This is a genomic window from Streptomyces sp. NPDC007901, from assembly GCF_042959465.1.
In the GTDB taxonomy this organism is placed as follows: domain Bacteria; phylum Actinomycetota; class Actinomycetes; order Streptomycetales; family Streptomycetaceae; genus Streptomyces.
Genome location: NZ_JBIBKW010000001.1, coordinates 492,279 through 515,855, shown reverse-complemented (window position 1 = coordinate 515,855; position 23,577 = coordinate 492,279). Strand labels below are relative to the sequence as shown.

Below are 23,577 nucleotides of genomic sequence, written 5' to 3'. Positions count from 1 at the left end.
TTCGGCATTCACGGTTCGGCCCAGGCGCACGGCACTCGGTCCTGCACGGGCCGCTCCCCGATGGTCGGTCCCATCCCAGCGCGCCAGTCACGGCCCGCAGGTCACCCTACCCGGCACGCCGTGCCCAAGGGCCGCGGCGTCCACCAGTCGGGCAGGTGCAGAGGGTAGTAAAGGGGGCACCTCGCCGCGTTCACTGGAGTCGCCGTGACCACTACGGAAGCCCTCATCGCCGCCGCCGACGCGCACAGCGCGCACAACTACCACCCGCTGCCGGTGGTGATCGCGACGGCCGACGGCTCCTGGATGACGGATGTCGAGGGCCGCCGGTACCTGGACTTCCTGGCCGGCTACTCGGCGCTGAACTTCGGGCACGGCCACCCGCGTCTGGTGGCGGCGGCGAAGGCGCAGCTGGAGCGGGTGACGCTGACGTCCCGGGCCTTCCACCACGACCGGTTCGCCGCGTTCTGCACGGAGCTGGCCGAGCTGTGCGGGATGGAGATGGTGCTCCCGATGAACACGGGGGTGGAGGCGGTGGAGACCGCCGTGAAGACCGCCCGGAAGTGGGGGTACCGGGTCAAGGGGGTGCTCGCGGAGATGGCGAAGGTGGTCGTGGCGAGCGGGAACTTCCACGGCCGTACGACGACCGTGATCAGCTTCTCGACCGATCCGGAGGCCCGGGCGGACTTCGGTCCGTACACGCCCGGCTTCGAGATCGTGCCGTACGGCGACCTCACGGCGATGCGGGCCGCGCTGACCGACAACACGGTCGCGGTGCTGCTCGAGCCGATCCAGGGCGAGTCCGGGGTGATCGTGCCGCCGGCCGGATATCTGCGGGCGGTGCGGGAGCTGACCCGGGAGCGGGACGTGCTGTTCATCGCCGACGAGATCCAGTCGGGGCTGGGGCGGACCGGGCGGACGTTCGCGTGCGAGCACGAGGGGGTCGTACCGGACATGTACGTGCTCGGGAAGGCGCTGGGGGGCGGGGTGCTGCCGGTGTCGGCGGTGGTGTCGAGCGCCGAGGTGCTCGGGGTGTTCCGGCCCGGTGAGCACGGGTCCACGTTCGGGGGGAATCCGCTGGCCTGTGCGGTGGGTCTCGAGGTGATCGCGATGCTGCGGACCGGGGAGTTCCAGGACCGGGCGGCCGAGCTGGGGGATCTGCTGCACCGGCGGCTGGCGGAGATCGCGGGCAGCGGGCGGGTGACGGCCGTGCGGGGGCGGGGGCTGTGGGCGGGGGTGGACGTCGATCCGGGGGTGGGGTCGGGGCGGGTGGTGTCGGAGCGGTTGCTGGAGCGGGGGGTGCTGGTGAAGGACACGCATGGGGCGACGGTGCGGGTGGCTCCGCCGTTGACCATCGAGGAGGAGGATCTGGAGTGGGGGGTTGAGCAGTTGTGGGGGGTGCTGAGCGCCTAGAGGGGTGCCGCCCGAGGTTGTCCGCGACTGCGGGTGGTGGGGGTTGGTCGCGCCCACGCGGCGGTAGCCGCACATGCGATACAGCCCCGCGCCCCTAAGCCGGCAGAATCACGTGGGGCAGGAAGCGGGCGTAGTCATCGGTCACCAGGCCCTGTGACTCGCGGATCCCCAGGCCCGCCGCCTCCTCGCCGACCACCCACGCGCCCAGCACCACCCGGTTGCCGTCGAAGTCGGGCAGGGGGGCCAACTCCTGGTAACAGCAGGGCTCTTCGCGTACGACGGGAGGGTGGCCGGGCCCGTGTACGACCACGCCCGCACCCTCCCTGCCCAGCAGCGGCTTGCTGACATAGCCCCTCCCGGACGCCAGCTCCCTCGGGCCGTCCAGGTAGGCCGGGAGGAGGTTCGGGTGGTCGGGGTACAGCTCCCAGAGGATCGCGAGCAGGGCCTTGTTGCTGAGGAGCATCTTCCAGGCCGGTTCGATCCACAGGGTGGTGCCGGTGCCGCCGCCGTTGTCGAGGGTGTCGAGGACGTGGCCGGCGAAGGCGTCGGTCGTGAGCCACTCCCAGGGGTAGAGCTTGAAGAGGCTGCGGATGAAGCCGAGCCGGTTGTCGACGAAGCGGCCGGTGAGGGTGTCCCAGCCGATCTCCTCCATGGAGATCCAGTCGGTGTCGAGGCCGGCCTGTTCGGCGGTCTCCTTGAGGTAGGCGACCGTCATCAGGTCCTCGCCGAGTTCGTCGGCGGCGGAGTGGGCGAAGTACAGGGGGGCGCCGGGCGGGAGGAGGCGGGCCTGTTTCCGCCAGGTGGCGACCAGGCGTTCGTGGAGGCTGTTCCACTGGTCAGCGCCCGGGAAGCGGTCCTCCATCCAGAACCACTGGGCCGAGGCCGCCTCCACCAGGGAGGTGGGGGTCGCCAGCTGGTCGTGCGGGAGGGCACGTAAGGGTGGTTTAACTCGATCGTGTGACGGTGGGCGTCTGGGCTTGCGGCGGTCTGGGCCGTTCGGGCTACGGTGATCGTGCGACCTGGGACACCGGGTGCGGCGTCAGCGTGCGGGGCCCCTGCTCCACCGGAGTGATGGTTCAGGGCCTCCCCGTCGCCTCTGGCCACACCCACATGGCCAGGTCGTGAGGGAGCCGGCCTCCCGGGATCGGACCACGGACAGGATCCGTGTCGCTGCCCCGGGTCGAGTACGCCGGGGACCAGTGCGCCCAAGACCGTTCGGGGCGTGCGGCTGAGTGGGCTCACCCCCGCTCAGTCCAAAGGAACGGTAGATCAGGCCCTGTTCCTCGACGGTCCGCTGCCAGTCGGGGCGGGGTTCGGTGGTGCGGCGCTCCATGGCGGCGGTCAGCCGCCGGAGCTGCCGTGGCCGCTGCCGAAGCCGCCGCGGTGGACGCTGTGGCCGCCGCTGGAGGAACCGCCGGACCCGCTGCGGGGCTTGGTGAAGGAGCCGCCGCTGACCCAGCCGCTCCTCTTCTTGCCGCCGTAGTATTAGCCGGCGTTGAGGGCGGACTTGGTGGAGCCGCAGTTCTTGTCGGAGACGACCTGGTAGCCCTTGGCGGCGGTGTAGCTGTCGCGGTCGACGCAGCGCTTGTCGGGGTCGGAGGAGCAGGCGGTCAGGGCGGCGGCCAGCAGGCCCATCCCGCCGAGGACGACCGTGCCCGAGCGCAGTTGCCGGCGTGCGTCCGCCATGTTCGTGTTCCCCCGTGTGATCGTCGGCCAGATGTTCGACGACAGCTTAGACGAGCGGGTCGAGCCACTTCCGAGTTGTCATGTACGGGTAAGAAAATCATGTGAAGTGGCGGGAGATCCTGTCGGCGTTCCGGGCCTCGCGGGTACCGTCCAGCTGTCCCTGGGTGAACGATCAACTTCCACTCTACGCGCGAAGACCACCCCGTGGACGCGTACGACCGACGCCGTACCCGCACCGCCATCCCTCTCGCCCCCCACCGATGGAGGAATGACAGATGCCCCGCTTCGCCGCCTCGCGCAGCAGACTCACCACGGCCGCCGCGGTGTTCGGCCTGCTCGCGGCCGGTGCCGCCGTCCAGGCCACCAGCGCCGCCACCCCCGCCCACGCGGCCTCCACCTACCGCGTCCTGTTCGACGACGGCCACGCCGAGGAGGCGGGCAACGCGGACTGGATCATCTCCACCAGCAAGCCCGACCCGCTCTCCGAGGACTCCTCCCCGTCCGACGAGACGGACTGGACCGGCGCGCTGTCGTCGTGGGGCGTGGCCCTGCAGCAGACCGGCGACTACAGCCTGAAGACGGCCACCGGCGCGCTGACGTACGGCGGTTCGTCGACGACCGACCTGTCCGAGTTCGACGCGCTGGTGCTCCCCGAGCCCAACACCAAGTTCACGACCGCCGAGAAGACGGCGATCATGAACTTCGTGAAGGCCGGCGGCGGTCTGTTCATGATCTCCGACCACACCGGGGCCGACCGGAACAACGACGGCTACGACGCGGTCGAGATCCTCAACGACCTGATGACCAACAACAGCGTGGACAGCGACGACCCGTTCGGCCTCTCCATCGACTCCCTGAACATCAGCTCCGGCTACCCGAAGGCCATCAGCGACAGCGGCAACGCCGTCCTGCACGGCTCCTTCGGCACCGTCACCAAGAGCCTGATCGCCAACGGGACCACCGCCACCCTCAAGCCCGCCGACAACTCGGCGGTCAAGGGGCTGGTGTACCGCAGCGGTTACTCCGGCAACACCGGCGCCTTCTTCGCCACGTCCACCTACGGCAGCGGGCGCGTCGCCTTCTGGGGCGACAGCTCCCCGATCGACGACGGCACCGGCCAGTCCGGCAACACGCTGTACGACGGCTGGAACGACAGCGGCGCCACCAACGCCGCCCTCGCCCTCAACGCCACCGCCTGGCTGGCCGGCGCCAGCTGACCCACCGGAGCGAAAGCAAGAGCGGGTCCGGGGTTCGCCCCGGACCCGCTCTTGCTTTCGCTCCGATCTCCGTTTGCTCCCCTCCCCTACAGTCCTTTTGTGCTCTTCGGAATGGTGTGCGCCCTCGCGGCGGCGATCTGCTTCGGTACGGCGACGGTCCTGCAGGCGATGGCCGCGCGGGCGGCCGGCGACGGCGCGGGCGGGGAGGCCGCGCTGCTGCTGCGGGCCGTGCGGCAGTGGCGGTACGTCGTCGGGCTGGGGCTGGACGGGCTCGGATTCGTGTTCCAGGTGCTGGCCCTCAGATCGATCCCGATCTACGCGGTGAGCGCGGCGCTCGCGTCGAGCCTCGCGGTGACGGCGGTGGTCGCGGCGCGGCTGCTGCGGGTGCGGCTGACCGGGGCGGAGTGGGCCGCCGTGGGCGTGGTGTGCGCGGGGCTCGCGATGCTGGCGCTGGCCTCGGGGCCGGAGGGGGACCGGGCGGGGTCCATGACGTTGAAGTGGACGATGCTCGGGGCCGCCGTGGGCGTGCTGCTACTCGGGCTCGCCGGCGGGCGGCTGTCCGGGCGGTGGCGGGCGCTGCTGCTCGGCCTCGGGTCGGGGTTCGGGTTCGGGGTGGTGGAGGTGTCGGTGCGGCTGATCGACACCCTGAAACCGGCCGAACTGCTGGCCAACCCCGCGGCCTACGCCCTGCTGATCGGCGGCGGCGGCGCCTTCATGCTGCTGACCTCGGCGCTGCAGCGCGGCTCGGTGACCACGGCGACGGCCGGGATGGTCATCGGCGAGACGATCGGCCCGGCCGCGGTGGGGGTCGTCTGGCTCGGCGACCGCACCCGGGAGGGGCTCACCTGGCTCGCGGTGCTCGGTTTCACGGTGGCCGTGGCGGGGGCGCTGGCGCTGGCCCGGTTCGGGGAGGCACCGGGTGCGCAGGACGCCGGCGCCGGGGCGGCGGAGCCGGTCAGCCCATCGCGTCGGTGATCCCGTCCCAGAGGCGGGACCGGGCCTCCAGGGCGACCAGGACGGTCTCCACGGCCTCGCGCCAGCGCTGTTCGTCGGTGCCGCACAGGTCGGCGACCATCTGCAGGGCCATGGGGGTGTGCTCCTCGCCGTCGACCTCGATATGGCGGGCGAGGTAGTCGCGGAAGAGCGGGAAGCCGTCGGTGCCCTCCTCCTTGACGACCTGGTCGAACATGTCCGGGATCAGGTCCTCGCGGGAGAAGGCGAAGGCGGCGGCCCGGCAGTGCAGCGGGCGGTCGTCGATGATCTCGAAGGTGGTGCGCACGAACTCGGCGGCGGGGGCGGGCACCTGGGCCACCCGGAGGGCGGCGGGGACGTCGTGGCCCTCGGCGACCAGCGCGAGGAAGGTGTCGACGGGGACGGTGTCGGCCGACGCCTCGGTCATGGCCGCGCGGTAGAGCTCGAAGTGGCTGGTGAAGCCGCCGTTCAGGGCGTCGCTCTCCTCGACCAGCACGATGTCGTTGACGAGCCGGCGGGCGACGGCGGAGCCGTGCGGCACCCAGGGCACGTCGACGCAGGTCAGCTCGCGCTGGAGCGACTTGAGCAGGGACATGAAGTCCCAGACGGCGAAGACGTGGTGGGTCATGAACGTGGCCAGCCGGTCCCGGTCGGATATCCGCCGGTAAAGCGGGTGGGCGGTCACTTCTTTTCGCGCGGATTCGATCACCGAACGCGCCTGGTCAATTGCCTCGCTGCCTTCTCGCGTCAGATTCCAGTCGTACCTCGACATGGCGGCTCTCCTTTGTTCCGGGACGGCGATCGTGCAACTTTCACGACCCCCGGGCAAGCACTTTCTGGAATTCCAGGAGAGTTACCCGAAGTAGCGGTCGACAGAAGGCGCCAACACCATAGAAAGCGCTATAAAAAGTTACGTTCCGGACACGTTCCGGGCGCCAAAAAATCTCGTTGAATCTTTGAACGCGTGATGTGTCCATTCCGTAAAGGACACCGTGACCAGTAATCCCGTCACCGTCACCGTGGCCTATCACGTGATGCCGGGTCGCGAGGCCGACTTCCACTCGTGGGGGTGGGCCATGCTGGGCGCGAGCGCCCGCCGGCCGGGGTTCCTCGGCGGCGGCGTCCTAGTCGACCAGGAGGCGGAATGGCATGTCGTGTATCGCTTCGCCACCGAGGACTCGGCGCTGGCCTGGGAGAACTCCCAGGACCGTGGGCAGTGGGAGATCCGCACGGACGGTATCGCCCGCCCCACCGGGCGCCGTAGCGTCCAGGGGTCGAAGGAGTGGTTCGACGCGCTGTCCGGGCCGTCGCCCGTGCCGCCGCCCCCCAGTCCCCCGGCGAAATGGAAACTGTGGTTCATCAACATGAGCGCGGTGTTTCCACCGGTCCTGCTGTTCAATCTGATCGTGCTGCCCTATCTCGGCGGCGTGAATCCGCTCATTCGCACTCTGGTGCTCTGCCTCTGCGTGACCGCGCTTGTCACCTGGATTCTCATGCCGCGGCTGCAGCGTTTCTTCAGGAAATGGCTGTATCCACCGCTCCAGGCGCTGCGTGGACGGCACAAACGCCGGGCCGCATAGGCCCGGGAACTACCCGAGGGAGGTGGGCGGGTGAAGACCCTGCTCATCGACAATTACGACTCGTACACCTACAACCTGTTCCAGCTGATCGCCGAGGTGAACGGCGAGGAACCGGTGGTGATCCGCAATGACGAGGGGGCGGGCACACTCGCCGCTCTCCCCGGTCTCGCGGGGTTCGACAACGTGGTGGTGTCCCCGGGGCCCGGGCATCCGGGAAACGGCCGAGACTTCGGCATCTCCGCCCGGGTGATCGCCGAGGCCGCCGTCCCGGTGCTCGGGGTGTGCCTGGGCCACCAGGGCATCGCGCTCGGCGAGCAGGCCCGGGTGGCGCCCGCGCCGCAGCCGAGACACGGGCATCTGACCCGGGTCCGGCACGACGGGCGGGACTTGTTCGAGGGACTGACCCAGGACTTCACGGCGGTGCGCTACCACTCCCTCGCGGTGCACGAGCCGCTGCCCGCCGCCCTGGAGGCCACCGCCTGGGCCGAGGACGGCGTCCTGATGGGCCTGCGCCACCGCGAACGGCCGCTGTGGGGCGTGCAGTTCCACCCCGAGTCGGTGCTCACCGAGTACGGCCACCGCATGCTGGTCAACTTCCGCAACCTCACGGCCCGCCGAGCCCGCCGAGCCCGCACCAAGAACACCGCCGTCCCCCCGACCTCGGCCGTGATCCCGAGGCCCAGGTCGGCGACGGGCAGGCCCGGGCCCGGGACAGGCGTGGTTGGCACAGGGACAGGTGCGCTCGGCTCAGGGACAGGCGCGGTCGGCACAGGGACAGGTGCGCTCAACTCCGCGCCCGGCACACCCGGGTCCGCGCCCGCCAGGCCCGGCTCCGCACCCGATGCGCTCGGCTCCGCAGCGGCCACGCCGGGGTCGGGGCCCGCACCCGCCACATCCGGCGCACCGGCCGTGCCCGCCGAGCCCGCGGCCACGTCCACCGCAGCCGCACCCACAGCCACACCCGCACCCGCACCCGCACCCGCACCCGCCGGCCCCGACGCCACACCCGCCGGCCCCGACGCCACACCCGCCGCACCCCCCGCAGGCCCCACCGCGACCATCCCGCGCCCCCGCCAGGGCGACCGCTCCCGTGGAGACCTCCCCCAGGGGAACCACTCCCGGCGAGGCGACCGCCCCCGGCAGGGAACCCACCCCCTCCAGAGCGACCGCCCCCGCCCCACCCACCGCCTCCACACCCGCCGGATCGCCGGTGCCGTGGACACGGAGGCGGCCTTCAGCCGTCTCTTCGCGGGCTCGGCCCGATCCTTCTGGCTGGACAGTTCGCTCGTCGAGCGGAGCCGGTCGCGGTTCTCGTTCCTCGGGGACGACAGCGGTCCGCTCGCCGAGTTCGTGCGGTACGACGTGACGGCCGGCCGGTGCGAGGTGGAGCGGGCGGGCCGGCCGGCGCGCAAGGTGTCGGCGAGCGTCTTCGACTACCTGAAGCGGCAGCTGACCAGCCGCCGGGTGGACGCCGACGGGCTGCCCTTCGACTTCACCGGCGGCTATGTGGGCTACTTCGGGTACGAGACCAAGGCCGACTGCGGCTCCCCGAACCGGCACCGCGCCGAGACCCCGGACGCCTGCTGGCTGTTCGCGGACCGGCTGCTCGCCGTGGACCACGAGGAGGACGTCACCTACGCGGTCTGTCTGGCGGAGGACACCCCGCAGGCCGCCCGGGAGGCCGAGGAGTGGCTGGAGGCCACCCTGGCCCAGCTCACCTTCCTGGCCCCGGGCGGCCGCCCCGCCCCGCCCTCCGCCTCCGCCGCCGGGGGATCGGACCTGGAGGCCGCCGAGCCCTGGCTGGTACGGGACCGGGCGACCTACCTCGCGGACATCGAGGCCTGCCAACGGGAGCTGCGGGCCGGCACCAGCTACGAGGTCTGTCTGACCGACGCGGCCCGGCTGCCCGCCCCGGCCGACCCCTACGCCTTCTACCGGGAGCTGCGCCGCGTCAACCCGGCGCCGTACGCGGCCTTCCTGCGCTTCGGCGACCTGGACGTGGCCGGTTCCTCGCCGGAGCGGTTCCTGCGGATCACCCGGGACGGGGTGGCCGAGGCCAGGCCCATCAAGGGGACGGCACCGCGCGGGGCGACGCCCTTCGAGGACGACCGGCTGCGGGACGCGCTGGCGGCGGACGCCAAGACCCGCGCCGAGAACCTGATGATCGTCGACCTGCTCCGCAACGACCTGGGCCGGGTCTGCCGTACCGGAACCGTCCGGGTGCCCCGGCTGATGGCCACCGAGACGTACGCGACCGTGCACCAGCTGGTGTCGACGGTGACCGGGCGGCTGCGGGCCGGGACGGACGCCGTGGACTGCGTGCGGGCCTGCTTCCCGGGCGGCTCGATGACGGGCGCGCCGAAGCTGCGCACCATGGAGATCATCGACTCGCTGGAGACCGAGGCCCGGGGCGTGTACTCCGGGGCGCTCGGCTACCTCGGGTGCAGCGGCGGCGCGGACCTGAACATCGTGATCCGTACGGCCGTGATCGCGGACGGCCGGCTGCGGCTGGGCGCGGGCGGGGCGATCGTCCTCGACTCCGATCCGGCCGCCGAGTACGACGAGATGCTGCTGAAGACGGCCGCGCAGATGCGGGCGCTGCGGGAGCACACGGCGACGGCCGCGGCGGACGCCGTGCGGGAGGCCGCCCGATGACGCTGCCCCTGTACCGCACGGACACCGTCAACCTGGCCGGCCGGCTGGCAGACCTCTCCGAGCGCGGCGGCTGGACCGGCCGGCCCGCCTTCCACCAGGGCCATCGCGCCTGGACCCACGGCGAGGTGCACGACCTCGGGGCGCGGGCCGCGACCGTCCTCGCCGCACAGGGGGTCGGCCCCGGCGACCGGGTGGTGCTGGCGCTGCCGGACGGGATCGCCTGGGTGGTGGCCTTTCTCGCGGTCGCCCGGCTCGGGGCCGTCGCCGTCCTGGTCAACCCCGAACTGCCCGCCGGTGACCACGCGTTCATGGCCGCCGACACCGGGGCCGCGCTGTGTCTGACGGGGCCGGGCCTGGAGGATCGTTTCATCGGCCACCCCCTGCTCGGCGCCGACCAGCTGCTCGCGCTCGCGCCCGCCGCCGAACCGGCGCCCGTCCACCCGGTCCACGCGGACGGCCCGCTGTATGTGCAGTACACCTCGGGGACGACGGGCAGGCCCAAGGGTGTCGTGCACACCCACGCCCACCCGGCCGCGTACCACGACCTCATCGGCCGGCCACTGCTCGGCATCCGCCCGAACGACGTCACCCTGTCGGTGTCCAAGCTGTACTTCGCCTACGGCTTCGGCAACGCCTTCGTCTTCCCGCTCTTCTCGGGGTCGAGCGCGGTCCTGGTGGACCGGCGCCCGACGCCGGCCGCCGTGGACGAACTGGTCGCCCGGCACCGGGTGACGCTGCTGTACTCGGTCCCGTCGGCGTACGCGGCACTGGTCGCGGACCGGGGCACCGGGCAGCACCAGGCCTGCTTCGCCTCCGTACGGGCCGCCGTGTCGGCCGGCGAGGGACTGCCGGCCGGGCTCGGGGCCCGGGTCACGGAGCTGCTGGGCGCGCCGGTGCTGGAGCAGATCGGCTCCACCGAGGCCGGGCACGCCTTCTGCGCCAACAGCCTGGACCACAACCACCCCGGCACCGTGGGCCGTCCGGTGCCCGGCTTCGAGGTGGAGCTGCGCGACCGCGACGGACGGCCGGTGCCGGACGGCCACGAGGGCGAGCTGTGGGTGCGCGGCCCCACGGTGACGCCGGGCTATCTCCACCGGCCCGAGGAGACCGCGCGGACCCTGGTCGGCGGCTGGCTGGCCACCCACGACCGGGCGGTCCGCGAACCCGACGGCAGCTACCGGCACCTGGGCCGCACCGACGACATGGAGATGGTCGGCGGGATCACCGTCTCCCCGCTGGAGGTGGAGGCCGTGCTGCGCACCCATCCGGCGGTGCGGGAGGTCGCGGTGGCGGCGGTGCCGGACGGGACCGGTTCCACCCGGCTGCGCGCCTTCGTGGTGCCCGCCGTCACCCCGGCGCCGGAGGGGCTCCAGGAGGAGTTGCTGCGGCTGGCCCGGGAGCGCCTGGCCGCCTTCAAGGTGCCGCGCAGTGTCAGCCTCCTGTCCTCCCTGCCCCGCACCCCGACCGGGAAGCTGCGCCGCCATCTGGTCCGCCAGGGCGCCTGGTGACCTCGACTGAAAGGAACGCCCTCATGCAGGAGTCCCTCATCGGCGACCGCGGGTTCTACCTCGGCCCGCTCTTCCGGCGGGCGGCCCAGCGGCACGGCGGGGTGTTCGTCACCCTCGACCGGCCCCTGGACACCCACCCCGACCTCGGCGTGCGGCTGAGCTACGCGGAACTCGCCGACGCCGTCGACGAGTTGTCGGGGCGGCTGTGGGCGGCCGGGGTGCGGCCCGCCGAGCAGGTCGTCGTCCACAAGACCGACAACGTCGACATCGTGCTGCTGACCTGCGCGATCTCGCGGATCGGCGCGGTGCCCGTGCTGCTCTCCCCCATGCTGGCCGGCGAGGTGGTCGGCCAGCTGCTCACCAGGCTCCGGGAGCCGTGGCTGGTCACGGACGCGGCGAAACTCAAGGGCCTGGACGTCAAGGGGCTGGTGCGGCAGACACTGACCGTCGACACGGCCCCCGGGACGGTCTCCCTGGCGGAGCACTCCGGTGCCGAGGTCCCGGCGCCGATCCGGCTGCACCCGCGCGAACCCGCCCTGATCACCCACAGCTCCGGCACCACCGGCGTCCCCAAGCTCGCCGTGCACTGCCCGCAGACCATGTGGAACCGGCTGGTCCCGCAGCAGGCGATGGGCTGGCCCACCCGCGGCGAGGTCGCGGCGCTGCACATGTCGTTCGTGCACTCGCGCTTCTACCATCTGCTGGGCGTCCTGCTGCACTTCGGCAGCCCCCTGCTGCTGATCACCGACCCGGACCCGGCGAAGGTCGGCCCGATGCTGGCCCGGCACCGCCCCGGCATCGTCGAGACCCACCCCAACACCTTCGTCCTGTGGGAGGAACTGGCGGACGCGCCCGGCGCCCCGCTGTCGCGGGTCAAGTCGTACGGCTCGACGTTCGACGCGATCCATCCGCGGACGGTACGACGGCTGCTCGGCGCCTCGAAACGCCGTACGCCCTGGCTGATCCAGCTGTACGGGCAGAGCGAGACCGGTCCCGTCGCCTTCCAGTGGTTCACGCGCCGGAGCGTGGCCCGGGCGGACGGGCGGCGGGTCGGGATCGGGATTCCGGGCTTCACCCGGGTCCGGGTCACCGGCCCCGACGGGCTGCCCGCTGCGCCCGGGTCGCCCGGCCGGATCGAGGCCCGCACCCGGGGCCGCATCCTCACCTACCTCGGCGCCCGCGACCAGTACGAGCGCCAACTGGACGGCGAGTGGTGGCAGATGGGCGACATGGGGTACCGGAGCCGGCTGGGCGCGCTGTACCTGATCGACCGCGAGATCGACCAGATCGACTCGGTGCACAGCAACCTGGAGGTCGAGGACACCCTGATGGATCGGCTGGAGGAGCTGCGCGAGGTGGTCATCGTGCCGGGCGCGGACCGGGAGCCGGTGCCGGTGGTGTGCGTCCGCGACGAACGGCCGCTGGATCCACGGCGGTGGAAGGAGGCGACCGCCGACCTGCCCGCGATGGCGGAGCCCCGGCAGTGGCGGTTCGAGGAACTGCCGATGACGGCGACCTGGAAGGTGAAGCGGGTGGAGATCACCCGGATGCTGGCGGAGGGGGTCCGCGCATGACCCCGACCCCGGTCGTGGTGGTCGGCGCCGGTCCGGTGGGCCTGTCGGCGGCGCTGGCGCTGCGTGCGCGGGAGCTGCCGGTGGTGCTCCTCGAGGCGGACCCGGAGAACCGCGAACGGCCGGGCAGCCGGGCCCTGTTCGTGCACCGCGAGACCCTCGCGCTGCTCGACGCCATGCGGCCGGGGCTGGCCGGGGAGATCACCTCGTACGGCCGGACCTGGCACACCCGGCGCACCCTGTACCGGGGGCGGGAGGTGTACTCCCGCACCTTCCCGCCCCCTTCCGGCCGGCCGCCCTTCACCAGCCTGCGCCAGGTGGACACCGAGCGCTTCCTGCGGGACGCGTGCGAGCGGGCGGGGGTGGAGTTCGCGTGGAACGCGCGGGTGATCGGCGTCCGTACCACCGCCTCGGGTGTCTCGCTGAGCTGCGCGGACGGGCGGGAGGTGGCGTGCGGGTACGTGATCGCCGCGGACGGCGCCCGCTCGGCCGTCCGGGCCGGGCTCGGCATCCCCATGGAGGGCACCCACGGCGAGGGCTTCCACGTCGTCGTCGACGTCGCCGACCGGCCGGGCGCGGAGCTGCCGCTGGAGCGGGTCTTCCACTACGAGCATCCGGGCGTCGGCGGCCGCAGCGTCATGCGGGTGCCGTTCACCGGGGGCTTCCAGGTGGACCTCCAGTGCCATGCCGGGGACCGGGCGGAGGAGTACGGCACGGAGGAGGCCGTCCGCGGCTGGCTCCCCGGGGTGGTCGGCGACGGCTACGCGGACCGGATCCTGTGGGTGTCGACGTACCGCTTCCTGCGCAAGGTCGCGGCCTCCTTCACCGACCCGCACGAGCGGGTGCTGCTCGTCGGGGAGGCCGCGCATCTGTTCCCGCCGTTCGGGGCGCGGGGCATGAACAGCGGAATCGCCGACGCGGCAGCGGCGGCAGATGCAGTCGCGGCGGCGGCAGCGGAGGCGGTGGCGACCGGGACGGTGGCCGACTTCGCGGCGGTACGGCGGGCCGCGGGCCTGTTCAACAGCGCGGCGGCCGGGGTCGCCCTGGACCATCTGCGGCCCCGGCGCCGGATCGTCCGGCTGCGGCAGCGTGCGGCGGCGGCGCTGGCGCCGGTCCTGCCGTCCTGCGGGTCCTGGCTGGAGCACGCGCCCTACGGTCCCCGGCACGGGGCGCCGGCGCTGGCGGGCCGGAAGTACTGAGGAAGTACCGAGGAAGCACTGCGGAGGAGGCGGGCGTGGGCGCACAGGTGACGTTCGGGGAAGGTCTGTTGGCCTGGTCTCCGGCGGGAGGGCTGCGGCCCGCCGAGGACCCGGGGCCCGGCGGGCGGCTGCTCGTGGCGGACTCCTGGCTGGTCCGGGACGGCAGGGTGCGCGGCCTCGACCGGCACCGGGAGCGCTTCCTGCGGTCCTGCGGCGCGTGCGACGGGCCGCCGCTGCGCCGGCTGCTGGAGTTCTGGCAGGACATGACGGCCGCGCTGCCCCGCACCGGCGCGTGGTTCCCCCGCGTCGAACTCACCCCCGGCTCGCGGGAGTTGCGGCTGCGGCTGCGTCATGCGCCGCCGCTGGGGTCCGGGGTGCGGGTGTGGGCGGCCGGCCAGTCCGACCCGCGGACCGTCCCCCGCCGCAAGGGGCCGGACCTGGACATCCTGGCCCGGGTGCGCGGCCGGGCGACCGGGGCCGGTGCGGACGAGGCGGTGCTGGTCGCGGCCACCGGGATCGTGCTGGAGGCGGCCACCTCCAGCGTGCTGTGGTGGGAGGACGGCACCCTGTGCCTGCCCTCGCCGCAGCTGCCCGTCCTGCCGGGGGTGACCGTCGCCCTGATCCAGGAGCGGGCCCAGCGGGCCGGGATCCGGCTGGCCCACCGGGAGCGGACCGTGGCCGAGCTGGACGGCCTTGAGGTGTGGCTGGTCAACGCGCTGCACGGGATCCGGCCGGTCACGGAGTGGATCGGCGAACCGCTGCGGGCACCGCGGGCGGCGCACGCCGGGGAATGGCGGACGTGGCTGGACGACGCGATGGAGCCGCTGCCGGGAAACTGAACCGACCGGAAAGAGAATGCGCCGGATCGAATCCGACCCGGCGCATTTTCCGCTGCCCTGACTAATTTTTCCCGATTACTTTTGCCTGATTACTTTTGCTTGGGCTGATAAGCCCCCGGCACCATCCGGGTGGCGATGGCGATCCGGTTGTAGGCGTTGATGACGGTGGCCGCCCAGACGAGGGCCGCGATCTGCGCCTCGTCGAAGACCCCGGCGGCCTCGGCGTACACCGCGTCCGGGACCTGGCCGTCGGCGACGAAGGTCACGGCCTCGGCCAACGCCAGTGCGGCGCGCTCCCGTCCGGTGAAGAAGGGGGTCTCCCGCCAGGCGTTCAGCGCGTAGATCCGCTGCTCGGTCTCGCCCTGCGCGCGGGCGTCCTTGGTGTGCATGTCGAGGCAGAACGCGCAGCCGTTCAGCTGGGAGGCGCGGATTCTGACCAGTTCCAGGATTTCCGGTTCGACCTTGGCGTCCTGGGCCGCGGTGACGGCGGCGGCATGCAGCGAACCCATCGCCGAGGAGACGTCCGGGGTGATTTTCTTGAGGGCCACACGGGATATCTGATCGCCATTGCTCATGAGGGAGACTCTAGCCTCCGGAATTCAATTCTGGGGATCATTGCCGGGGAATTCATCGGGCGTCGATCACGGCCGGGTCCGAGAGGACCGTGCACAGGATGTCCAGCGCTCCCGACCAGGCGTGGTCGGCGGGGGTGCCGTAGCCGAGGACGAGGGCGTCCGGCGCCCGCACGGCGGCGTCGGGGTGGCGGTGGCGCGGGGTGAGGCCCTCGATGGCGAGGCCGCGTTCGGCGGCGGCCCGGATCACCCGCTGCTGGCTGCCCGGCGGCAGCCGCAGGACGACGTGCAGACCGGCCGCGATGCCGGTGACCCGGATCGCCGGGGCGCGCGCGGCGAGGGCCGCGACCAGCGCGTCCCGGCGCCGCCGGTAGCGGGAGCGGGAGGCGCGGACATGACGGTCGTAGGCGCCGGAGGCGATGAACTCGGCGAGCGTCAGCTGGTCCGGCGCCGCGCAGGTGTCCACCCCGCCCTTGACCGCCGTCACCTCCTCGGCCACGGCCGGCGGCAGCACCATCCAGCCCAGCCGCAGCCCCGGGGCCAGGGACTTGCTGGCCGTGCCCAGGTAGACCACCTCGTCGGGGGCGAGGCCCTGGAGGGCGCCGACGGGCCGGCGGTCGTAGCGGAACTCGCCGTCGTAGTCGTCCTCCAGGACCAGGCCGCCGGTGCGCCGCGCCCAGTCCACGACGGCCGCCCGCCGGTCGTGGTGCAGCGCCACCCCCATCGGGAACTGGTGGGAGGGGGTCAGCAGCACCGCGGCCGGCCCCCGGGTCAACTCCCGGGTGTCCGTGCCGAGTTCGTCCAGGGGCAGGGCGCGCATGCGGAGTCCGGCCGCCGTCAGCAGCTGCCAGTGCTCGTCGAGGCCGTACGACTCCACGGCGACCGTGTCCGCCCCGCGCGCCCGCAGCATCCGCCCGAGCAGGCTCAGGCCGTGCGAGAACCCGGCGCAGATCACGATGCGTTCGGGGTCGGCGCGCACCCCCCGGGCGCGGGCGAGGTAGGCGGCGAGCGCGGTGCGCAGTTCGACGCGGCCGCGGGGGTCGCCGTAGCCGAAGGCGTCGTGGGGGGCGGCGGTGAGGGCGCGGCGGGCGGCCCTGAGCCACTCGGTGCGCGGGAAGGCGGAGACGTCGGGGAAGCCGGCCCGCAGGTCGTAGGCGGGGCGGTGGGCGGTCGTACCGGCGGCCGGGGCCGTGGGGTGCGGCCCCGGCGGCAGGGCCGGTACCCCGGTCGCCACCCTGGTGCCGGAGCCCTGCCGGGCGGTGAGCCAGCCCTCGGCGACCAGGTCGGCGAAGGCGTCGGCGACGGTGTTGCGGGCGATGCCCAGGTCGGCGGCGAGGGAGCGGGACGAGGGCAGCCGGGTGCCGGGGACCAGCCGGCCGCTGCGGACGGCCTCGCGCAGGGCGTCGGTCAGCCCCCTGCGCAGGCCCGGACCGGCCGGTTCCAGATGCAGGTCCACACCCAAAGTGGCCCATGAGTTCGCCATGGAAATGGACCATACTCCTGGGCTGCCCGACGCCTAGAGTCGACATCATGACCCATCAGGAAAACGTCGAGTACGTCCCGGAGCACACCCCCCGCCTCGCCTGGGCGCAGCACGCGCCCGAGGTGTACAAGGCGATGGTCCGGCTGGACGGAGCCGCCCGTAAGGGCCTGGACGCCAAGCTGTTCGAACTGGTGAAGATCCGTGCCTCGCAGCTCAACCACTGTGCGTACTGCCTCGACATGCACACCAAGGACGCGCTCGCGGCGGGCGAGAGCGTCGAGCGGATCGTCCAGCTCAGCGCGTGGGAGGAGTCGAAGCACTTCTACACCGCGCAGGAGCTCGCCGCGATCGAGCTGACCGAGGCCATCACCGTGCTGACCGGGGGCACCTCCGGGACGAAGTCAGGGGGAGGCTCCGTGCCGGACGAGGTCTACGAGCGGGCCGCCAAGCACTTCGACGAGGTGCAGCTGACGCAGCTGATCGCCTCGATCATCGTGATCAACTCCTGGAACCGGTTCGCCGTGACGACCCGGATGGTCCCCGGGCACTACACCCCGGGGCAGCACGGGTGAGCAAGGCCGCGGTCTTCCGGGCGCTGCACCACGGGCGCCCGCCGGGTGACCCTCCCCCACTGCCTTAAGGGCGTGGGGGGACCCCCAGATCCTGCCGGGGCCGTGGGACGCGGCCAGCGCCCGGGCCCTGACGGCGGCCGGGTTCCCGGCGCCGGCGACACCCGGCGCCGGGGTCGCGACGAGCTGGGGTACGCGGACGGCGAGGTGCCGGCGGCGGAGATGTCCGCGGCGGTCGCGCGGATCGCCCGGGCGGTGGACGTACCGGTGTCGGCGGACGTGGAGGACGGCTACGGGCCGGCGCCGAAGGAGCTGGCCGAGCACCTGCTGGAGGCGGGCGCGGCCGGCTGCAACGTGGAGGACTCCAGCGGAGGCGTCCCCAGGGACCCTCGCCAACACGCCGAGTGGCTGGCCGAGTTCCGCTCGGCGGCCGACGGCGGGCTCTTCGTCAACGCCCGCGTCGACACGTTCGTCCACGGGGTCACCGACCCCGACCGGGTCATCGAGCGGGCCGCGCTGGACGTCGCGGCCGGCGCCGACTGCGTGTACCCGATCGAGGCGCCGACCGCCCTGCTCCCCCCTCCTCCGCTCCGGCATCGAGGGCCCGCTGAACATGTACGCCCGCCTGGACGACACGGGCCCCTCGCGGTCGGTCCAAGAGGTGGTCCACGAGGTGTTGGCCTAGGACAGCCACTCCTTCCACACCGAGGGGTGGCTGTCCACCCACTTCTTCGCGGCCTCCTCGGGGCTCAGCTTCTGGTCGGCGATCATCAGGGAGACCTGGTCCTGGTCCTCGGTCGTCCACCTGAACTTCTTCAGGAAGGCCGCCGCCTTGCCGCCGGTCCGCGCGAAGTCCGCGTTGAGGTACTTCTGCAGCGCCGTGTGCGGATAGGCACAGGCGACCTTGGCCGCGTCGGCGTCGCAGCCCTCCTTGTACGCCGGCAGCTTCACCTCGGTCATCGGCACCTTCTTGAACAGCCACTGGGGTGCGTACCAGTAGGTCAGGAAGGGCTTCTTCTCCTTGGCGAACTGCTTGATCTGGGTGATCTGGGCGGCCTCGGACCCGGCGAAGACGACCTGGTAGTCCAGCTTCAGGTTGCTCACCAGCGCCTTGTCGTTGGTGACGTACGACGGCGAGCCGTCCAGCAGCTGCCCCTTGCCGCCGCTCTCCGCGGTGCGGAAGAGCGAGGCGTACTTGTTGAGGTTCTTCCAGTCGGTGATGTCGGGATGCTGCCTGACCAGATAGGTCGGCACGAACCACCCGATGTGCCCGGTGACCCCGAGGTCCCCGGCACCGCTGATGGTCTTCTTGTCCTGGACGTACCGATTCTCCTGGTCCGGGTGCCCCCAGTCCTCCAGGATCGCGTCGACCCGCCCCTGGCTGAGCGCGTCCCAGGCCGGTACCTCGTCGACCTGCACGGTGTCGACGCGATAGCCGAGCTTGTGCTCGAGGAGGTACTGGGCGACGGCCACGTTGGACTGCGCGCCGACCCAGGACTGCACGGACAGGGTCACGGTCTTCGACCCCTGCGCGTTGGCGAACGGCGAGGCCTGCCGGGTCATGTCGGCGGCGCCGCACCCGGTGGCGAGCACCAGCACGGAGGCGGCGGCGACGAGTGTCGTACGACGCATGGTCACGCTCCCTTCTCCGTACGGCGCTCCGTGGGCTGGGTGACCCGGTCGAGCATCAGCCCCAGGCAGACGATGGCGGCACCGGCCACCAGCCCGGTTGCCAGGTCGCCCTGCGCGAGCCCGAAGGCGACGTCGTAACCGAGCGCACCACCGCCCACGAGTCCGCCGATGATGACGACGGCGAGGACGAGCACCACACCCTGGTTCACGGCGAGCAGCAACGCGGGCCGGGCGAGCGGGAGTTGCACCTGCCACAGCTGCTGCCGGCCGGTCGCGCCGAGCGACCGCGCGGACTCCAGGGCGGCCGGGTCCACCTGGCGCAGCCCCTGCGCGGTGATCCGTACGACGGCGGGCAGCGCGTAGACGACGGCGGCGGCCACGGCGGGCGCGCGGCCGACACCGAACAGCGCGACGACCGGGATCAGGTACACGAACTGCGGCATGGTCTGGAAGACGTCCAGGACGGGACGGAGTACGCGCTGCACCCGGTCGCTGCGGGCGGCGGCGACCCCGGTGGCGAAGCCGAGGACGAGCGTCACGGCGACGGCCGCGAGCACCTGGGACAGGGTGTCCAGCGACGGCTCCCACACCCCCAGCACCCCGATCCCGGCCATCGCGAGGACGGCGGTGAGCGCGGTACGCCAGGTGCCGATCAGCCAGGCCAGGGCGGCGACGATCAGCAGCACCGCCCACCAGGGCAGCCACTGCAGCCCGTCGCGGACGGGGTCGAGGACCCAGGTGGTGAAGTGGCCCGCCCAGTCGGCGGTACCGCCGACGACCGGGACGCCCGAGTACAGATGGGCGGTCATCCAGTCGACGGCGCGGTTGACCGGTTCGGTGAAGTTCAGGGTCCAGGCGGTGGGCCAGTCCAGGCGGCCGAGGAGACGGGCGGCCAAAGCCACGGCCACGGTGGCGCCGATTGCGTACGCCCAGGCGCGGGGCCGGGGCCGGGCGTCGGTGCGCTCGCCCGCGGCCGCCGTGATCCGATCCAGTACGACCGCGAGGAGCACGATCGGAATCCCGGCGGCGAGGGCCGCGCCGACGTCGACCGAGGCGAGGGCCTGGTAGACGCGGTCACCGAGGCCGCCGGCGCCGATGACGGAGGCGATGACCGCCATCGACAACGCCATCATGATCGTCTGGTTGAGGCCGAGGAGAAGCTCCTTGCGGGCCAGCGGGACACGGGCGGTCAGCAGCCGCTGCCTGCCGGTGGCGCCCAGCGACTCCACGGCCTCCAGGACCTCGGGGTCGGCACCGCGCAGGCCGAGGGCGGTGAGCCGGGCCATCGGCGGGGCGGCGTAGACGACGGTGGCGAGGACGGCCGCGGGCACGCCGATGCCGAAGACCAGGACGACGGGGAGGAGGTACGCGAAGGCGGGCAGCACCTGCATCGTGTCCAGCACCGGACGCAGGGCGCGGTGCAGCCGGTCGGAGAGCCCGGCCCCGAGCCCGAGCACGAACCCGACCATGACGGACGCGAGGACGGCCACCACCATCAGCGCGAGCGTCTGCATCGTCGGCACCCACATGCCGAGCACACCGCAGGCCAGGAACGCGACGGCCGTACCGGCGGCGAGCCGGACCCCGGCCACCCGGTGCGCGACCACGGCGGCGAGCACGGTGACACCGGGCCAGCCGGCCGCGAGGAGCGTGAGGTAGACACCGCGCACGGCCAGGACGACGGCGTTGCTGATGTAGCCGAAGAAGTAGAGGAAGAGGGGGTGCGTGTCGCGGTTGTCGATCACCCAGTTGCTGGCGGAGGCCAGCGGCCCGGACAGATCGACGGTGAGACTGTGCGGCCAGGCGGCGGACGCCCAGTGGGAGTTGGCCAGGGGGACGAGAATCGCGGCGGCCGCGGCGAGGACGAGCAGCTTGCGTACGGCGGGATGGACCGTGCGCATCGCTCGCGGAGTGGGGAGAGTGATCGTCGCCATCAGACGCCCTCCGGGTTGCTGCCGGCGGCGGGGGGTGTCACTCGCCCGCGCTGGCGGGGTACCGCCGCATGACTGCCCACAGCCGGAACAGCCTGGGCACTTTCCGACGAGCGCTCCGGATCCCCGCCCAGGGGCGCGGGGAACTGCGCGACCGGCCCACCACCACCCGCGGCCGGACCACTACCCGCATCGGCCTTCGCCACGACCCCGAGCAACGCGTCGGCGTCCACGACCCCGACGCACCGATCGTCTTCCACGACCCGCGCCGGGACACCGGCCCCCGCCACCACGTCGATCGCCTCGGCGACCGTCGCGGCCGGGCTGACCACCGGACCCGCCTCGGCCTCCCCCGCCTCCGCCGCCCGCATGGCACGGCGGACGGTCATCACCTGCTCGCGCGGCACGTCCCGCACGAACTCGCGGACGTAGTCGTCGGCGGGCGAACCCACGATCTCCTCCGGGGTGCCCAGCTGGACGACCCGGCCGTCGCGCATCAGGGCGATGCGGTCACCGAGCTTGAGCGCCTCCGACAGGTCGTGCGTGATGAAGACCATCGTGCGGCCCTCCTCCCCGTGCAGGCGGACGACCTCCTCCTGCATGTCCCGCCGGATCAGCGGATCGAGCGCGCTGAACGGCTCGTCGAAGAGCAGGACCTCGGGGTCGACGGCCAACGCCCGTGCGAGGCCGACGCGTTGGCGCTGGCCGCCGGAGAGCTGGGCGGGGCGGCGCTGCTCCATGCCGTCCAGGCCGACCTTGGCGACGACCTCGGCGGCCCGCTTGCGCCGCTCGGACTTCCCGACGCCCTGGATCTCCAGGCCGTAGGCCACGTTGTCGAGCACGGACCGGTGCGGGAGGAGGCCGAAGTGCTGGAAGACCATCGCGGCGCGGTGCCGGCGCAGTTCGCGCAGCCGGCCCTTGTCCATCGCCCGGACGTCCTCGCCGTCGATGGCGATCGTGCCGGCCGTCGGTTCGATGAGCCGGGTGAGGCAGCGCACCAGCGTCGACTTCCCGGACCCCGACAGGCCCATCACCACGAAGACCTCGCCCTTGCGCACGTCGAAGGAGACGTCGCGGACGGCGGCCGTACAGCCGGTGCGGGCGCGGAGGTCGGCGGGCGCGAGCGCGGTCAGTTCGGGGTCCGCGGGGACGCGGTCGGCCTTGGGGCCGAACACCTTCCACAGGCCGTCGACGGAGAACACCGGGGCAGGGGTCGTACTCATCACGCACCGCCCTTCATCAGGTCCACGGCCCGCTCACCGACCATCAGCACCCCGATCATCGGGTTCACGGCCGGCATGGTCGGGAAGACGGACGCGTCCGCGATCCGGATGCCGTCCAGGCCCCGGACGCGCAACTCGGGGTCGACGACGGCCAGTCGGTCGTCGGACGGTCCCATCCGGCAGGTGCCCGCCGGGTGGTACACGGTGTGCGCGACCTTGCGGGCGTACTCGCTCAGCTCCGCGTCGCCCTGGATCTCCGGCCCGGGGCACACCTCGCGCTTCAGCCAGGAGGCCAGCGGCTCGGTCCTCGCGACCTCGCGGGCGATCCGGATGCCGTCGACGAGGGTGCGGCCGTCGTAGTCGTCCTCGTCGGTGAAGTAGCGGAAGTCCAGCGCGGGCTTGACGGACGGGTCGGCGCTGGTGAGGTAGAGGCGGCCGCGGCTGCGCGGCTTGGGGATGTTGGGGGTCATCGAGACGCCGTGCGCGGGGCGTTCGTAGCCCAGCCGCTCGGGGTTGTCCGTGAACGGCACCTGGTAGAAGTGGAACATCAGGTCCGGGCCCGCGTGGCCGGGGTCACGGCGGACGAACAGGCCGGCGTCGGAGTCCATCGCGGAGTTCTCGGGGATCGGGCCGTGGGTCTCCCAGACGATCACCGACTCGGGGTGGTCGAGGAGGTTCTCGCCGACGCCCGGGAGGTCGTGGACGACCGGGATGCCGAGCGCTTCGAGGTCCTCCCGGCGGCCGATGCCGGAGTGCAGCAGCAGGCGCGGGGAGTCGACGGCGCCGGCGCACAGGACGACCTCGTTCCGGGCCCGTATCAGCAGTTCCTCGCCGTCCTTGGTGCGCACGTGCACGCCCTCGGCGCGGGTGCCGTCCAGCTCCAGCCGGTACGCCCAGGTCTCCAGCAGGATCGTCAGGTTCGGCCGCTCGTCCATCACGGGGTGGAGATAGGCCACCGAGGCGCTGGAGCGCTTGTTGTTCTCGGGGTGGTAGGCGAGGTCGAAGAAGCCGGTGCCCTCGGTGAACGGCTTGCGGTTGAAGCCCTCCACGCGCGGGACGCCCAGCGCCTGCTGCGCCGCGTCGACGAAGTCACGGGCGATGGCGTTCCGGTCCTGCTCGTCGACCGGGACGATGTTGTTGAGGAGGCGGGCGTAGTACGCCTCCATCGGGACCGCGCCCCAGCCCTTGGCTCCGGCTTCCTCCCACTCGTCCCAGTCGGACGGGAGCGGCTTGAAGGAGATGAGGGTGTTGTGCGACGAGCAACCGCCGAGCACCCGGGCGCGGCTGTGCCGGATGTGGGAGTTGCCGCGGGGCTGCTCGGTGGTCGGGTAGTCGTAGTCCAGTTCGCCGCCGAGCAGACCCATCCAGCGGCGCAGGGTGAGGACGTCCTCACGGCCGACGTCGCTCGGGCCGCCCTCGATGACGGCGACGGTGACATCGGGGTTCTCGGTGAGGCGGGAGGCAATGACGGAACCGGCGGTTCCGCCGCCTATGACGACGTAGTCGTAGGTGTGGGACATGGGGGTGCTC

The 23,577-nt window shown here is 72.5% G+C and carries 16 protein-coding genes, 4 pseudogenes and 1 riboswitch; of the genes and pseudogenes, 11 read left to right on the top strand and 9 right to left on the bottom strand.

What is annotated here, in order from left to right:
• Positions 1-11: 11 nt before the first annotated feature.
• Positions 12-101, bottom strand: a riboswitch (ZMP/ZTP riboswitch).
• Between the two features lie 103 nt (positions 102-204).
• A complete protein-coding gene (gene rocD, locus ACFZDK_RS02550; protein WP_390968986.1) occupies positions 205-1,410 on the top strand; it encodes an ornithine--oxo-acid transaminase in 1,206 nt (401 codons plus the stop codon).
• A gap of 94 nt (positions 1,411-1,504) precedes the next feature.
• On the opposite strand, the pseudogene ACFZDK_RS02545 reads toward rocD, so the two are convergent.
• Both ACFZDK_RS02545 and ACFZDK_RS02540 read right to left on the bottom strand, forming a co-directional pair.
• Positions 1,505-2,320: pseudogene (locus ACFZDK_RS02545) on the bottom strand (glutathionylspermidine synthase family protein); the annotation flags it as partial.
• A gap of 431 nt (positions 2,321-2,751) precedes the next feature.
• A pseudogene (locus tag ACFZDK_RS02540) lies at positions 2,752-3,096 on the bottom strand (hypothetical protein).
• Positions 3,097-3,371: 275 nt separating this feature from the next.
• On the opposite strand from ACFZDK_RS02540, the pseudogene ACFZDK_RS02535 reads away from it, so the two are divergent.
• Both ACFZDK_RS02535 and ACFZDK_RS02530 read left to right on the top strand, forming a co-directional pair.
• Positions 3,372-4,310, top strand: a pseudogene (locus tag ACFZDK_RS02535) (hydrolase); the annotation flags it as partial.
• A gap of 114 nt (positions 4,311-4,424) precedes the next feature.
• Entirely contained in the window at positions 4,425-5,288 is an 864-nt protein-coding gene (locus ACFZDK_RS02530) for a DMT family transporter (protein ID WP_390970062.1), read from the top strand.
• Here the strand turns inward: ACFZDK_RS02530 and ACFZDK_RS02525 are convergent.
• The gene (locus tag ACFZDK_RS02525) at positions 5,269-6,057 is read right to left on the bottom strand and encodes a DUF3050 domain-containing protein (RefSeq protein WP_390968985.1); all 789 of its coding nucleotides are present in this window, start codon (positions 6,055-6,057) and stop codon (positions 5,269-5,271) included. The genes ACFZDK_RS02530 and ACFZDK_RS02525 overlap by 20 nt on opposite strands.
• 220 nt (positions 6,058-6,277) lie before the next feature.
• On the opposite strand from ACFZDK_RS02525, the gene ACFZDK_RS02520 reads away from it, so the two are divergent.
• The 6 genes from ACFZDK_RS02520 to ACFZDK_RS02495 are packed head-to-tail and all read left to right on the top strand — an operon-like array spanning position 6,278 to position 14,637.
• Positions 6,278-6,865 (top strand): hypothetical protein, encoded by a 588-nt coding sequence (locus ACFZDK_RS02520; protein ID WP_390968983.1) that lies wholly within the window; start codon positions 6,278-6,280, stop codon positions 6,863-6,865.
• Positions 6,866-6,895: 30 nt separating this feature from the next.
• Positions 6,896-9,520, top strand: coding sequence for an aminodeoxychorismate synthase component I (gene pabB, locus ACFZDK_RS02515; protein ID WP_390968981.1), 2,625 nt, complete (start codon positions 6,896-6,898; stop codon positions 9,518-9,520).
• Positions 9,517-11,028 (top strand): benzoate-CoA ligase family protein, encoded by a 1,512-nt coding sequence (locus tag ACFZDK_RS02510; protein WP_390968979.1) that lies wholly within the window; start codon positions 9,517-9,519, stop codon positions 11,026-11,028. The genes pabB and ACFZDK_RS02510 overlap by 4 nt, the downstream gene beginning before the upstream one ends.
• A gap of 23 nt (positions 11,029-11,051) precedes the next feature.
• A complete protein-coding gene (locus ACFZDK_RS02505) occupies positions 11,052-12,602 on the top strand; it encodes an AMP-binding protein (protein ID WP_390968977.1) in 1,551 nt (516 codons plus the stop codon).
• Positions 12,599-13,798, top strand: a complete 1,200-nt coding sequence (locus ACFZDK_RS02500; RefSeq protein WP_390968975.1) for an FAD-dependent monooxygenase — start codon at positions 12,599-12,601, stop codon at positions 13,796-13,798. The genes ACFZDK_RS02505 and ACFZDK_RS02500 overlap by 4 nt, the downstream gene beginning before the upstream one ends.
• A 35-nt stretch (positions 13,799-13,833) precedes the next feature.
• The gene (locus ACFZDK_RS02495; RefSeq protein WP_390968973.1) at positions 13,834-14,637 is read left to right on the top strand and encodes an aminotransferase class IV; all 804 of its coding nucleotides are present in this window, start codon (positions 13,834-13,836) and stop codon (positions 14,635-14,637) included.
• Between the two features lie 89 nt (positions 14,638-14,726).
• Here ACFZDK_RS02495 and ACFZDK_RS02490 read toward each other — a convergent pair whose 3' ends face one another.
• Complete coding sequence (locus tag ACFZDK_RS02490; protein WP_390968971.1) at positions 14,727-15,212, bottom strand: carboxymuconolactone decarboxylase family protein; 486 nt, start codon at positions 15,210-15,212, stop codon at positions 14,727-14,729.
• 52 nt (positions 15,213-15,264) lie between these two features.
• The gene (locus ACFZDK_RS02485; protein WP_390968969.1) at positions 15,265-16,692 is read right to left on the bottom strand and encodes an aminotransferase class I/II-fold pyridoxal phosphate-dependent enzyme; all 1,428 of its coding nucleotides are present in this window, start codon (positions 16,690-16,692) and stop codon (positions 15,265-15,267) included.
• A 47-nt stretch (positions 16,693-16,739) separates the two neighbouring features.
• Between ACFZDK_RS02485 and ACFZDK_RS02480 the strand changes: the two genes are divergently transcribed.
• On the top strand, positions 16,740-17,264 hold the full coding sequence (locus ACFZDK_RS02480; RefSeq protein WP_390968967.1) for a carboxymuconolactone decarboxylase family protein: 525 nt from the start codon (positions 16,740-16,742) through the stop codon (positions 17,262-17,264).
• A 23-nt stretch (positions 17,265-17,287) separates the two neighbouring features.
• Positions 17,288-17,907, top strand: a pseudogene (locus ACFZDK_RS02475) (isocitrate lyase/phosphoenolpyruvate mutase family protein); the annotation flags it as partial.
• A gap of 35 nt (positions 17,908-17,942) precedes the next feature.
• On the opposite strand, the gene ACFZDK_RS02470 reads toward ACFZDK_RS02475, so the two are convergent.
• Genes ACFZDK_RS02470 through ACFZDK_RS02455 form a run of 4 tightly spaced genes read right to left on the bottom strand, consistent with a single transcriptional unit; the run spans position 17,943 to position 23,567 of the window.
• Positions 17,943-18,893 carry a glycine betaine ABC transporter substrate-binding protein gene (locus ACFZDK_RS02470; RefSeq protein WP_390968965.1) on the bottom strand — a complete coding sequence of 317 codons (951 nt, stop codon included), beginning with the start codon at positions 18,891-18,893 and terminating at the stop codon, positions 17,943-17,945.
• 2 nt (positions 18,894-18,895) lie between these two features.
• Positions 18,896-20,827, bottom strand: a complete 1,932-nt coding sequence (locus ACFZDK_RS02465; RefSeq protein WP_390968963.1) for an ABC transporter permease subunit — start codon at positions 20,825-20,827, stop codon at positions 18,896-18,898.
• Positions 20,827-22,047, bottom strand: coding sequence for a betaine/proline/choline family ABC transporter ATP-binding protein (locus ACFZDK_RS02460; protein WP_390968961.1), 1,221 nt, complete (start codon positions 22,045-22,047; stop codon positions 20,827-20,829). Before ACFZDK_RS02460 ends, ACFZDK_RS02465 begins: the two co-directional genes overlap by 1 nt.
• A complete protein-coding gene (locus ACFZDK_RS02455) occupies positions 22,047-23,567 on the bottom strand; it encodes a GMC oxidoreductase (RefSeq protein WP_390968959.1) in 1,521 nt (506 codons plus the stop codon). The genes ACFZDK_RS02460 and ACFZDK_RS02455 overlap by 1 nt, the downstream gene beginning before the upstream one ends.
• Between the last annotated feature and the right edge of the window lie 10 nt (positions 23,568-23,577).

Excerpts from the sequence above, each read along its gene's own strand:
- ACFZDK_RS02530 (WP_390970062.1), top strand. The coding sequence starts at position 4,425 with ATGGTGTGCGCCCTCGCGGCGGCGATCTGCTTCGGTACGGCGACGGTC.
- ACFZDK_RS02525 (WP_390968985.1), bottom strand. The coding sequence starts at position 6,057 with ATGTCGAGGTACGACTGGAATCTGACGCGAGAAGGCAGCGAGGCAATT.
- ACFZDK_RS02510 (WP_390968979.1), top strand. The coding sequence starts at position 9,517 with ATGACGCTGCCCCTGTACCGCACGGACACCGTCAACCTGGCCGGCCGG.
- ACFZDK_RS02505 (WP_390968977.1), top strand. The coding sequence starts at position 11,052 with ATGCAGGAGTCCCTCATCGGCGACCGCGGGTTCTACCTCGGCCCGCTC.
- ACFZDK_RS02500 (WP_390968975.1), top strand. The coding sequence starts at position 12,599 with ATGACCCCGACCCCGGTCGTGGTGGTCGGCGCCGGTCCGGTGGGCCTG.
- ACFZDK_RS02490 (WP_390968971.1), bottom strand. The coding sequence starts at position 15,212 with ATGAGCAATGGCGATCAGATATCCCGTGTGGCCCTCAAGAAAATCACC.
- ACFZDK_RS02485 (WP_390968969.1), bottom strand. The coding sequence starts at position 16,692 with ATGGCGAACTCATGGGCCACTTTGGGTGTGGACCTGCATCTGGAACCG.
- ACFZDK_RS02480 (WP_390968967.1), top strand. The coding sequence starts at position 16,740 with ATGACCCATCAGGAAAACGTCGAGTACGTCCCGGAGCACACCCCCCGC.
- ACFZDK_RS02470 (WP_390968965.1), bottom strand. The coding sequence starts at position 18,893 with ATGCGTCGTACGACACTCGTCGCCGCCGCCTCCGTGCTGGTGCTCGCC.
- ACFZDK_RS02465 (WP_390968963.1), bottom strand. The coding sequence starts at position 20,827 with ATGGCGACGATCACTCTCCCCACTCCGCGAGCGATGCGCACGGTCCAT.
- ACFZDK_RS02460 (WP_390968961.1), bottom strand. The coding sequence starts at position 22,047 with ATGAGTACGACCCCTGCCCCGGTGTTCTCCGTCGACGGCCTGTGGAAG.
- ACFZDK_RS02455 (WP_390968959.1), bottom strand. The coding sequence starts at position 23,567 with ATGTCCCACACCTACGACTACGTCGTCATAGGCGGCGGAACCGCCGGT.